This window comes from Nonomuraea sp. NPDC049646, assembly GCF_044465525.1.
Lineage (GTDB): Bacteria > Actinomycetota > Actinomycetes > Streptosporangiales > Streptosporangiaceae > Nonomuraea.
In genome coordinates this window covers 198,774-210,289 of the sequence record NZ_JBITLU010000004.1, presented here as the reverse complement: position 1 = coordinate 210,289, position 11,516 = coordinate 198,774, and the positions used below count along the sequence as shown (strand labels likewise).

Sequence of the window (11,516 nt, the reverse complement as noted above, 5' to 3'; positions counted from 1 at the left end):
CGAGAACATGCGCCTTTCCGCTCGTGTCGACTACGCCCTCCGTGCCGCCGCTGAACTCGCCGCAGCCGGCGCGGGTCCGACTACCGTGGGTGAGCTCGCCAAGGAACAGGACATGCCTCCCAAATACCTGGAGAACATCCTGCTCCAGATGCGCCGCGCCGGCCTCGTGCGCGGCCAGCGGGGTCCCGAGGGCGGCTACGTGCTGGCCCGGCCCGCCGCGAACATCTCGCTCGCCGACGTGATCAGGGCCGTGGACGGGCCGCTGGCCAACGTGCGCGGCGAGCGTCCCGAACATGTCGGCTACCGGGGCCCGGCCGAGTCGTTGCAGCAGGTGTGGATCGCGTTGCGCGCCACCGAGCGGGCCATCCTGGAGGAGGTCACGCTCGAACAGGTCGCCTCGGGCAGCCTTCCCGAGCGCGTCCGCCAGCTCGCCGCCGACCCCGCCGCCTGGGACTGACCGCCGCGCCGGGCACTGGCCGCGGGCGCCCTCGGGCCCGTGGCCGCCGCCCCGGCCGGAGGACGGGTACCTAGACTGGAGGGATGCCCGAGGGAGACGCCGTCTACCGCACCGCTGCGCGCCTGCGCGGCGCGCTCGACGGCCGCGTGCTGACCAGGTCGGACTTCCGCGTCCCGCGGCACGCCACCGCCGACCTGAGGGGCCGGGCGGTGCTCACCACGGTCTCCAGGGGCAAGCATCTGCTGACCCGGGTCGAGGGCGGCCTGACCGTGCACACCCACCTGCGCATGGACGGAAGCTGGCGGGTCATGCCCGCGGGGCGGCGCACGGCCGGCGGCGACCAGGTGCGGCTGATCCTGGCCAACGAGGAGTGGCAGGCGGTGGGGATCAAGCTCGGCATGGTCGACCTGGTCACGACCGCCGACGAGCCGCGGCTGGTGGGGCACCTGGGGCCTGACCTGCTGGGCGCCGGCTGGGATCCGGGCGAGGCCGTACGAAGGCTACGAGCGGCACCGGACAGGACGATCGGCGAAGCGCTGCTCGATCAGCGCAACCTGGCGGGGATCGGCACGATCTATCGCGCCGAGACCCTGTTCCTGCGCGGGATCTGGCCGTGGCGGAAGGTCGGGGAGATCGAGGATCTCGAAGGGCTCGTCACGCTGGCCCACCGGCTGCTGGAGGCCAACAAGGGGCATGGCGGCACGGTGACGACAGGTGATCGCCGCCCGGCGAACCAGACCTGGGTCTACGGCAGGGCAGGGAGACCCTGTCGCCGATGCGGCACGCGCATCAGCCGCGGGGAGATGGGGGCACAGCCACAGGAAAGGCTGATCCTGTGGTGTGGTGGCTGCCAGCCGCGTTAGGCCGCCACCATGTCCTTGACCTCGGGGAACACGGTGTCGCCGATCGAGCCGGGAACCGTCTCGGCAAGGGGCAGACGCTCGTGCTCGGGCATGTCGGCCAGCACAGGCGCGGCCTGGAGCTCCGCCAGCGCGAACTGGTCGGAAACCTCACGCAACACCTGCGAGAGCGGCACACCGAGAGCACCGCAAATGGACGCGAGCAGCTCGGACGAGGCTTCCTTCTGGCCGCGTTCGACCTCGGAAAGATAGCCGAGCGAGACACGCGCCAGCGTGGACACCTCGCGTAGCGTGCGCCCCTGACGCACCCGCAACCGCCTCAGCACGTCACCGAGCAGCTGACGCAGCAGAATCATCTGTCGCTCCCTCCCCGGCGTGGATGTCTTCACCACGCCCCGCGCGATCGGATCGTGCCGCACATTGGTCTTCTTGGCTTCGTACATACTCCTCGCCGTCATCATGGGGCGTCGCCGCCCCGGGTCTGCCGCTCGTGCCTGGTCGCGCGACTCATCAGGCCCGCCTGCCGGGCGCTCGGTGCTTGCAGTTGGCTCACGGACCTCACTCACAGCTCCACCGTACCCGTATCCACCGACACCGCGTCAGACCGTGCTTCGCATGTTCGCTCGGGACGTAACACGGTAATCATCCGGAATGTTCCCCTTTGTTGGCCTTCAGCACACCTGCAAGGAGATCGACTGCCTCGTGCACCGTCCTTACCCGGATACGTTCGCGCGACCCCTCAAGGCTCAACGCCCGCACCAGGTTCTCCCCGTCCGGGCCGTGGACCGCGGCGTACACCAGGCCCACGGGCTTTCCGTCCTGCGGTTCCGGGCCGGCCACACCCGTCACGGCCAGCCCGTATCCCGCCCCGCACACCCGGGCGACCCCTTCGGCCATCGCCGCGGCCACCTCGGGATGCACGGCCCCCTCGCGCCGCAGCAGCTCGCCGGGCACGCCCAGCAGATCGCGCTTGAGATCGGTGGCGTAGGAGATCACCCCGCCCCGGTACGCCTTGGACGCCCCCGGGACCGACGTGAACGCGGCCCCGATGAGCCCGCCGGTCAGCGACTCGGCCACCGCCACGGTGGCGTCCTGCCGCACCAGCAGGGCCAGAACCTCGGCCACGTCCGCCATCGCTCAGATCACTCCCCACGCGCCCGTCTGGCCACCTGGCGCAGCTTGACCGCCCGTACGAGATAGTCGACGCCCGTCGCGACGGTGACGACCAGCGCCGCGCCCATCACCACCCATCGCAGCGGGTCGGGCACCCCCGGCAGGATGTAGAGCACGATGGCGGCGATCTGCAGCACGGTCTTGACCTTGCCGCCGTAGCTGGCCGGGATGACCGCGTGCCGCAGCAGCACCAGCCGGAGCAGGGTGATGCCCAGCTCGCGGCCCAGGATCACGATCGTGACCCACCACGGCAGCTCGTCGAGGATCGACAGGCACACCAGCGCCGCCCCGGTGAGCGCCTTGTCGGCGATCGGGTCGGCGATCTTGCCGAAATCGGTGATCAGCCCGTAGCGGCGGGCCAGCTCGCCGTCGAGATGGTCGGTGATCGAGGCGACCCCGAACACCCCCAGGGCGGCCAGCCGCCAGCCGGTGCCGGGCAGGAACAGGCATGCGACGAAGAAGGGGACGAGCGCCAACCGGAGGACCGTGAGGACGTTGGCGATGTTCCACGGGCTTACCACGCGGCGCTCGTCCCTGGTCATGGACTGGCCTTGATGCGCGCGATCAGGTCAACCCCCTCGGCGTCGACCACGACCGCGCGCACGATCTGTCCCTTGACCAGGCCGATGCCCTGGACCGTCACCGAGCCGTCGACCTCCGGGCCCTGGTGGGCGGCCCGGCCCTCGTAGCCGCCGTCTCCCAGGTCGTCGTCGATGAGCACGTCGACCTCCGTGCCGATGCGCTCCTCCGCGCGCTGGGCGGTCAGCTCCTCGGCCAGCTCGGTGAGCACGCGCACGCGCTCGTCGATGACCTCCTGGTCGAGCTTGCCCGGCAGGTTGGCCGCCTCGGTGCCGTCTTCGTCGGAGTAGCCGAACACGCCGATCACGTCGAGCCTGGCCTGCTCCAGGAAGCCGACCAGCTCGCCGAACTCCTCCTCGGTCTCGCCCGGGAAGCCCACGATGAAGTTGGAGCGCACGCCCGCCTCGGGAGCGCCCTTGCGCACGCTCTCCAGGAGGCCGAGGAAGCGCTCGGGGTCGCCGAAGCGGCGCATCCGGCGCAGGACGCCGCCGCTGGCGTGCTGGAAGGACAGGTCGAAGTAGTCGGCCACGCCCTCGGTGGCGGTGATGACGTCGATCAGCCCCGGCCGCAGCTCGGCGGGCTGCAGGTAGCTGACCCGCACCCGGTCGATCCCCGGGACGGCGGCGAGCTGCGGCAGCAGCTTCTCCAGCGCCCGCAGGTCGCCCAGGTCCTTGCCGTAGGAGGTGGAGTTCTCCGAGACCAGGACGAGCTCGCGCACGCCGCGATGAGCCAGCCAGTCGGCCTCGGCGAGCAGCTCGTCGGGGTTGCGCGAGACGTAGGCCCCGCGGAAGGCCGGGATGGCGCAGAACGTGCAGCGCCGGTCGCAGCCGGAGGCCAGCTTGAGCGAGGCGACCGGGCTCTCGTCGAGGCGCTTGCGCAGCACGCGCGGGCCGCTGGCGGGCGCGAGCCCGTCGGGCAGCTCGCCGTGGCCCGGGATGCCGGTCTTGGGCGCGCTACCGCGCTCGACCGGCGAGATGGGCAGCAGCGTGCGGCGGTCGCGCGGCGTGTGCGGCTTGAGCGGACGCCCGGCCAGCACGTCGTCGAGCCGGCCGCCGATCTCGGTGTAGTCGTCGAAGGAGATGACGGCGCTCGCCTCGGGCAGTGCCTCGGCCAGCTCGTTGCCGTAGCGCTCGGCCATGCAACCCGCGGCCACCACCTTCGCCCCGGAGTCGGCGGCGGCGAGCAGCGTGTCGATGGAGTCTTTCTTGGCCGAGTCAATGAAGCCACACGTGTTGACGACGACGACGTCGGGGTCGTCGTCGCCCAGCTGCCAGCCGGCAGCCTCAAGTCGCGCGGCCAGCTCCTCGGAGTCGACCTCGTTGCGCGCGCAGCCCAGGGTGATCAGCGATGCGGTTCGGCGGGATGACATGGTGAACACTACGGTATCGGGAGTTGGCCACCACCTGATGCACGGCCTCCCCGCCGGACTACCGCGGAGGCGACGCGTCGAGGCCGAACGAGCGGGTCACCATCTCCCCCCGGCCCCCGAGTTTGTCCACCTTCTTGCCGTTGACCTGCAAGGACACGGCACTCGCGTCACCGAGAAGCAGGCTGACCTTCTCGGCGGCCCGCCACGTCGAGCTGTCCCCGGCCTTCAACATCCCGGCGAAGAGCATCCGGCCCTGACCGTCGCGCACGTTGACGTACGACGTACGCCTGGCCTGGATCTTCAGGGTGACCATGCCCTTGCCCGTTTTGCCCTTGCCCGCGGCGGCCCTGGGCCCCTCGGTGATGGGCGTGTTCGGCGGCACGCTCGGCTTGGGCGTGATGGCGTGCACGTCGGCGGTGCGCACCTGGTCGCTCGCGCCGCCGAGCACGCGCACCGTGCCGAACACCACCACGACGGCCAGCGCCACGCCGAGCGCCATCGTCCAGTTGGGCCCGCGGCGCTCGCGCAGGGCGAGCGTGCGGTCGGCCTGGAACACCGCGGCGGCGCGGACGGGCTGCGGCGCCCCGCCGTGTTGCTGGTCGAACAGGTGGACCGTGGCCTCGGGATCGAGCCCGACGACCTTGGCGATGGCCTTGACGTGGCCGCGGGCGTAGAACGCGCCCCCGCACTGGTCGTAGTCCTCCTGCTCCATCCGGTTGATGATCGTTTCTCTGATCCGGGTCGCCGCGCTGACCTGCGCGACCGTCATTCCCGCCGCCTGCCTGGCCGCTGCCAGCATGGCCCCGATGCTCTGTTCCTGCACAGCGAACGCCTCCCCACCACGACAGTGCGTAGTGGTTCATATTCAATCAGTTATCGCCGTGGAACCGTGCATTGGGGTCATTCGCCACGCAGGTCGGCCAGCAGGCCGGGCAGATCGTCCGGTTTCACCAGCACTTCCCGGGCCTTGGAGCCCTCGCTGGGGCCCACCACGTTGCGGCTCTCCAGCAGGTCCATCAGCCGTCCGGCCTTGGCGAAGCCGACGCGCAGCTTGCGCTGCAACATCGAGGTCGAGCCGAACTGGGTGGTCACGATCAGCTCGGCGGCCTGGATCAGCAGGTCGAGGTCGTCGCCGATCTCCTCGTCGATCTCCCGCTTGACCGGCGCGGCGGCCACGTCGTCGCGGTACTCGACCTGCATCTGCTCCTTGCAGTGCGTGACGATCTCGGCGATCTCCTTCTCCGAGACGAACGCGTTCTGGATCCGGATGGGCTTGCTCGCGCCCATCGGCAGGAACAGCGCGTCGCCCTGGCCGACCAGCTTGTCGGCGCCCGGCTGGTCGAGGATGACCCGCGAGTCGGTCAGCGACGACACCGCGAAGGCCAGCCTGGACGGCACGTTGGCCTTGATCAGGCCGGTGACGACGTCGACCGAGGGCCGCTGGGTGGCGATCACCAGGTGGATGCCGGCCGCGCGGGCGAGCTGCGTGATGCGCACGATCGAGTCCTCGACGTCGCGCGGGGCCACCATCATGAGGTCGGCCAGCTCGTCCACGATCACCAGCAGGTACGGGTACGGCTGGTAGACCCGCTCGCTGCCCGGCGGCGGCACCAGCTTGCCCGCGCGCACGGCCTTGTTGAACTCGTCGACGTGCCGGAAGCCGCTGGCGGCCAGGTCGTCGTAGCGGCGGTCCATCTCGCCCACGACCCATTCCAGGGCCTCGGCGGCCTTCTTCGGGTTGGTGATGATGGGCGTGATGAGGTGCGGGATGCCCTCGTAGACGCTGAGCTCGACGCGCTTGGGGTCGACCAGGACCATGCGCACCTCGTCGGGGGTGGAACGCATGAGGATGCTGGTGATGAGGCCGTTGACGCAGACCGACTTGCCGGCGCCGGTCGCGCCCGCGATGAGCAGGTGGGGCATCTTGGCGAGGTTGGCGACGATGGTGCGGCCCTCGACGTCCTTGCCCAGGCCCACGATCATCGGGTGGTGGTCGGCCTGGGCCACCTGGGAGCGCAGCACGTCGCCGAGCGCGACCAGGTCCTTGTCGGCGTTGGGGATCTCGACGCCGATGGCCGACTTGCCGGGGATCGGGGACAGGATCCGGACGTCGGCCGACTTGACGGCGTAGGCGATGTTCTTGGTGAGGGCGGTGACCTTCTCCACCTTGACCGCCGGGCCCAGCTCGATCTCGTAGCGGGTGACCGTCGGGCCGCGGGTGAAGCCGATCACCTGCGCGTCGATGGAGAACTGCTCCAGCACGCTGGTCAGCGCGTTGACCACGGTCGTGTTGGCCTTGGTCTGCGGCTTGGGCGCGGTGCCCGGCTTGAGGAACTGCAGGTCGGGCAGGCTGTACGGGCCCGCCTGCGGCGACAGCACGAGCTGCTCGACCTTGCGCGGCGCGGGCGTGGGCTCCGGCGGCTCCGGCCGGCGCTCCGGCACGGACGGCTCCTCGTCCGCGGGCCCGTCGACGAGCCCGGGGACGATCTCCGGCGAGTGGTCGGCCAGCTTGTCCTTCTCGGCCAGGACCGGCGTGTCGTACGGCTTGACCGTCTCGGCGCCCTCGGCCTCCGCCTTCTTGGCCCGCGGCCGGCGCTTGGCGGGCTCGCGCGGTGCGAGCGGCTCGGCGTGCCGCTCGAACAGCATGTGCCGCAGCTCCGACAGCCGCTCGGGGATGCGGTGGACGGGCGTGGCGGTGATCACCAGCACGCCGAACCCGGACAGGAGCAGCAGCAGCGGGATCGTGATCCAGGACGGCAGGATGCTCATCGGCGGCGCCGACACGATGAACCCGATCATGCCGCCGGCGGCCGACACCTTGTCCATGCCCTGCCCCTGGCCCGCCGGGTAGGGGGTGTCGTTGGCCACGTGGATGACGCCGAGCACGCCGACCATGAGCGCGCTCCACCCGATGACCATGCGGCCGGTGTCGGCGTTCTGGTCGGGGTGGCGCAGGTAGCGCCAGGCCAGCAGGCCCAGCAGCAGCGGCAGCGCCCAGGCCAGCGAGCCGAACACGGCGTGCACGACGGTGTTCACGACGCCGGAGACCGTGCCCTCGGGGTTGCGCCAGGTCATCGCGGCCAGCACGATCGCGCCGGCCAGCACCGACAGGCCCACGCCGTCGCGCCGGTGTGCGGGGTCGAGCTCGCGGGCGTTCTTGCCGAGCGCGCGGGCGGTGCTGCCGATGCCGTTGGCGAGCAGCATCCACAGCCCGACGATCAGCTTGCCGATCATCGTGAAGACCCAGCTGATCGGGTCGGGATGGGTGACGGAGGACTTGCGGCCGGAGCTCGCGGCCTTCGGCCTCGGTCGCCCCGCCGCCGTGGCCGGCCGCTTCGCGGGGGTCGATCGAGGCGAGGTCGACCGCTTCGCCGGCCCCTTCGATGCGCTTTTCGGCGTACGGGTGGCCATGATGCCAAAGGTACGTCGGAGACGGCGTCGCACGCGCGGAGACGCGCCGTGCGCCCGAAATGTCCGACTGTATTCATATAGATGACTGATCACGTTCAGTGGCGTCGTGCATCGTCGGCGGTCATGACGTACACGCTGATCCATCTGACCGACGTCCATGTCGTGCCCGAGGGGCCGCTGCACGGCTCGGCGGACCCGGTGGGCGCCCTGCGGGCCGCGCTGGCCGCCGTCCTGGCCTCCGGGACGGAGGTGTCCGCCGTCGTCCTGTCGGGAGACCTGGCCGACCAGGGGGACCTGGCCTCGTACCGGCTGCTGGAGGAGGCGGTCGGGCAGGCCGCGCGGGCGCTCGGCGCGGTCGTGGTGACCGCCATGGGCAACCACGACGAGCGCGCGGCCTTCCGCGCGGGCCTGGCCGGGCTGAACGCCGCCGCCCGCCCGCGCGCCGCGGACGGCCCCTGGGACGCCGTCACGATGGCGGGCGGCCTGCGGCTGGTCGCGCTGGACACCTCCGTGCCCGGCCGGCACCACGGCGAGCTCGACGACGACCAGCTCGCCTGGCTGGCGGACACGCTCGCCACGCCCGCGCCCGACGGCAGCGTGCTGGTGCTGCACCACCCGCCGATCCCGAGCGTGCTGCCCCTCATGGACGGCATCGGCCTGCGCGAGCCCGAACGGCTGGCCCGCGTGCTGGCGGGGACGGACGTGCGGCTCGTGCTGGCCGGTCACACGCACAGCGCGAGCGCCGGCACGCTGGCCGGCATCCCGGTCTGGGTGGGCCCCGGCAGCGCCTACGCCGCCGACACCATGCCCCCGGCGGGGCGCACGCGGGCGCTGCCGCTGCAGGCGTTCACCCGCGTGGACCTCGGCCCGTCAGGGGCGCTCGCCACGCTCGTGCCGCTGTCGGCCGCGCCGCCGGTCTACGAGCTGGACACCGAGGTCCTGCTCAGTCATATCGGGTGACGAACGAGATCATGTCGCCGCGGCAGCGCCGCTCGACGTGACACAGGGGCTGCCCGTCATGCGTGAGCAGCCCCTCCCGCACCAGCACCGCCTCGCCCGCCTGCATCTCCAGCATGCTCTGGTCGTGCAGGTCGGCGGGCTCGGCCGAGATGGCGTGCCAGGCGTAGCGGTAGGCGTGGCCGGCGGCCTCCAGCGAGGCCAGCACGCCCGCCTTGAGGTCGAGGCGCAGCCCGGCCAGCTCGGGGGCCAGGCGGTAGCGGCTGAGCACGCAGGGCCGCTCGGCGTTGCGGAGCAGGGTGGTGATCTCGTGCACGACGCCGCCGGGCAGCCGCAGGTGACCGGCCGCCACCGGATGCGCCGCCTCGGCGCGCTCCACGACCCGCTCGCCGCCGCCGAACACGCCAGCCATGCCCGCGATGTCCGAAGGGCGGTGGCGGCGCGTCTCGGGGTCGACGGAGACCTCGATCCGGCGCGGCGCCCGCCTGACGAAGCTCCCGAGCCCCTGCCGGGTCTCGACCAGGCCGGCCTTGCGCAGCTCCACCATCGCCTGGCGGGCGGTCAGCCGGTGGACGCCGTAGCGCTCGGCCAGCGCGTCCTCGGTCGGCAGGCGCTCGCCCGGCGCCAGTTCGCCCGACTCGATGGACCTGCCGAGGACTTGGGCGATCTCCCGGTAGCGGGCTTGTCGTGGCACGTGAACACCTTAAAGGTGCCGCAGGGTTCATCCTCCGGCCACATGCGGGCAGCCTTTCCGCAGACCGTCCACTCATATATATGACCCATGCCCCTCCTGGACCTCCGGGACGTCGCCACCGCGACCTCCCTGCGTCCGGGCGTGCTCTACCGCTCGGCGCAACCGCACACCCTCACCCCCGAGGACGCCCGGCTGGTCGCCGGCCTGCGGCTCATCGCCGACCTGCGCGGCGACGACGAGCGCCGGCCCGGCGACTGGGCCGGCGCCCTCGACGGCGCGGTCCGGCACGCCGCGCTCGGCGCCGGCGGCGACTCCTCCCCCGCCCGGCTCGCGGCGCTGCCCGCCGACCTGGACCTCGGCGACCTGTACGTCGGCCTGCTCCACCACCGGGCCGCCTGGTTCGCCGGGGTGGTCGCCGAGATCGCCGACGGCCTGCCCGCGCTCGTGCACTGCGCGGCCGGCAAGGACCGGACCGGCATGGTCGTGGCCCTCGTCCTCGACCTGCTCGGCGTGGACCACGAGGCCATCGTGCGCGACTACGCCCTGACCGCGCGGGCGCTGCCCGACGTCCTGGCCATGCTCGGCCTGTCGAGCGCTTCCGGGACGGCCGGAGGCGTGCCGGCGGCGCTGCTCGACGCGCCCGAGAGCGCGATGCGCACCTTCCTGGCCGCCCTGGACGACCTGGGCGGCGCCGAGACGTTCCTGCTCGCCCACGGCCTCACCGCGGCCCGGATCCGGCGGCTGCGCGCCGCCCTGCTGCCATGACGCTCACCCGGGAGCCGGTACGCCTGCGCCGCGGCCTGGTCGCCGCCATCGGCCTGGCCGAGCTCTGCTACGCCGCCGCCGGCGCGCTGCCCCTCGTCCTCGGGCTGGGGCTGAAGATCCAGGAGATCGCCCCGGCGGGCAAGGAGACCACGCTCGGCCTGGTCACCGCCCTCGGCGGCGTGGCCACCGTGATCGCCAACCCGGTCTCGGGCCACCTGTCGGACCGGACCGCCGGCCGGTACGGCATGCGCCGCCCCTGGATCCTCGGCGGCTCGCTCACCGGCCTGGCCGGCCTGCTCGTGCTGGCCACGGCCGGTTCCGTGCCCCTGGTCGCGCTCGGCTGGATCGTCGCCGTCTGCGGCTACCAGGCCATGGTCGCCGGCCTGACCGCCACGGTCGTGGACCAGTTCCCGCCCGAGCGCCGGACGCGGGTCGCCGGCGTGTTCTCGATGTGCAACATCGTCGGCGTCGTGCCCGCGATGGTGGTCGCCCAGGTGTTCAAGGACTCGCTGGTCACGGCGTTCGCGGTGTGCGGGGCGCTGGCCGTGGCCGCCGCGCTGGCTCTGTGGGTCGTGCTGCCGGACCGCCGGCTCGACCCTGCCGGGCGGCGGCCGGTGAGCCTGCGCAGCCTGGCCTCGGCGCTGCTGGTGCTGCCCGCCGGAGCGCGCGACTTCCGCCTGCTGTGGATCCAGCGGGTGCTGGTCAGCATCGGGTTCGCGCTGATCTCGTCGTACTCGCTCTACTACCTGCAGAGCCGCCTGGCGATGCCGACCGCGGCCGCGACCGCGCTGGTGGGCCTGACGACGATCGTCAGCACGCTGCTGTCCGGCCTGCTGGCCTACCTCGGCGGGCGCTGGGCGGCCCGGATCGGCAGGGGGCGGCCGTTCGTCCTGTGGGCGACCGTGGTCCTGGCCGCCATGCTGCTGCTCAAGGCGGCGACCGCGAGCGTGGCCGTCGTGGTGCTGGTGGCCGTGGTCTCGGGGGCGGCGACCGGCGTCTACTACGCCGTCGACCTCGGCATGGTGACCCAGGTGCTGCCCGACGAGCGCGAGGCCGGGCGCTTCCTGGGCGCGTTCGCGATGGCCAAGCACCTGCCGTCGGCGATCGCGCCCGCGCTCGCGCCGGTGCTGCTCGGCGTCGGCGGCGACCCCTTCGCCCCCGGGCCCAACTACTTCCTGCTCTTCCTGGCCTGCGCGGTCGTGACGGCCGCCGCGGCGCCGTTGGTCGGCCTTCTGCGGGACGTGCGTTAGC

General features: G+C 72.3%; 12 protein-coding genes. 5 read left to right on the top strand and 7 right to left on the bottom strand.

What is annotated here, in order from left to right; genetic code table 11:
• Positions 1-7 precede the first annotated feature (7 nt).
• Entirely contained in the window at positions 8-457 is a 450-nt protein-coding gene (locus ACIBQ8_RS13475; protein WP_358291879.1) for an Rrf2 family transcriptional regulator, read from the top strand.
• An 83-nt stretch (positions 458-540) separates the two neighbouring features.
• Positions 541-1,320 carry a DNA-formamidopyrimidine glycosylase family protein gene (locus ACIBQ8_RS13470; protein WP_397192043.1) on the top strand — a complete coding sequence of 260 codons (780 nt, stop codon included), beginning with the start codon at positions 541-543 and terminating at the stop codon, positions 1,318-1,320.
• Here ACIBQ8_RS13470 and ACIBQ8_RS13465 read toward each other — a convergent pair.
• The 6 genes from ACIBQ8_RS13465 to ACIBQ8_RS13440 form a co-directional block, all read right to left on the bottom strand.
• The gene (locus ACIBQ8_RS13465; protein WP_352323171.1) at positions 1,317-1,673 is read right to left on the bottom strand and encodes a helix-turn-helix transcriptional regulator; all 357 of its coding nucleotides are present in this window, start codon (positions 1,671-1,673) and stop codon (positions 1,317-1,319) included. The two genes, ACIBQ8_RS13470 and ACIBQ8_RS13465, sit on opposite strands and share 4 nt — an antisense overlap.
• 286 nt (positions 1,674-1,959) lie before the next feature.
• Positions 1,960-2,451 carry a CinA family protein gene (locus tag ACIBQ8_RS13460; protein ID WP_397180144.1) on the bottom strand — a complete coding sequence of 164 codons (492 nt, stop codon included), beginning with the start codon at positions 2,449-2,451 and terminating at the stop codon, positions 1,960-1,962.
• An 8-nt stretch (positions 2,452-2,459) separates the two neighbouring features.
• Positions 2,460-3,032, bottom strand: coding sequence for a CDP-diacylglycerol--glycerol-3-phosphate 3-phosphatidyltransferase (pgsA, locus tag ACIBQ8_RS13455; protein WP_357985696.1), 573 nt, complete (start codon positions 3,030-3,032; stop codon positions 2,460-2,462).
• Positions 3,029-4,438 carry a 30S ribosomal protein S12 methylthiotransferase RimO gene (rimO, locus tag ACIBQ8_RS13450; protein WP_352323163.1) on the bottom strand — a complete coding sequence of 470 codons (1,410 nt, stop codon included), beginning with the start codon at positions 4,436-4,438 and terminating at the stop codon, positions 3,029-3,031. The genes pgsA and rimO overlap by 4 nt, the downstream gene beginning before the upstream one ends.
• Positions 4,439-4,496: 58 nt before the next feature.
• Positions 4,497-5,261: a helix-turn-helix domain-containing protein gene (locus ACIBQ8_RS13445; protein WP_397180145.1), complete on the bottom strand. Its 765-nt coding sequence runs from the start codon at positions 5,259-5,261 to the stop codon at positions 4,497-4,499.
• Positions 5,262-5,338: 77 nt separating this feature from the next.
• Positions 5,339-7,849, bottom strand: a complete 2,511-nt coding sequence (locus ACIBQ8_RS13440; protein ID WP_397180146.1) for a DNA translocase FtsK — start codon at positions 7,847-7,849, stop codon at positions 5,339-5,341.
• Between the two features lie 123 nt (positions 7,850-7,972).
• On the opposite strand from ACIBQ8_RS13440, the gene ACIBQ8_RS13435 reads away from it, so the two are divergent.
• Complete coding sequence (locus ACIBQ8_RS13435; RefSeq protein WP_397192042.1) at positions 7,973-8,809, top strand: metallophosphoesterase; 837 nt, start codon at positions 7,973-7,975, stop codon at positions 8,807-8,809.
• Here the strand turns inward: ACIBQ8_RS13435 and ACIBQ8_RS13430 are convergent.
• Complete coding sequence (locus ACIBQ8_RS13430; protein WP_397180148.1) at positions 8,793-9,500, bottom strand: GntR family transcriptional regulator; 708 nt, start codon at positions 9,498-9,500, stop codon at positions 8,793-8,795. The two genes, ACIBQ8_RS13435 and ACIBQ8_RS13430, sit on opposite strands and share 17 nt — an antisense overlap.
• Before the next feature lie 87 nt (positions 9,501-9,587).
• Between ACIBQ8_RS13430 and ACIBQ8_RS13425 the strand changes: the two genes are divergently transcribed.
• Together ACIBQ8_RS13425 and ACIBQ8_RS13420 are read left to right on the top strand one after the other, a co-directional pair.
• Positions 9,588-10,265, top strand: coding sequence for a tyrosine-protein phosphatase (locus tag ACIBQ8_RS13425; protein WP_397192041.1), 678 nt, complete (start codon positions 9,588-9,590; stop codon positions 10,263-10,265).
• Positions 10,262-11,515, top strand: coding sequence for an MFS transporter (locus ACIBQ8_RS13420; RefSeq protein WP_397192040.1), 1,254 nt, complete (start codon positions 10,262-10,264; stop codon positions 11,513-11,515). Before ACIBQ8_RS13425 ends, ACIBQ8_RS13420 begins: the two co-directional genes overlap by 4 nt.
• The last annotated feature ends 1 nt before the right edge of the window (position 11,516 follow it).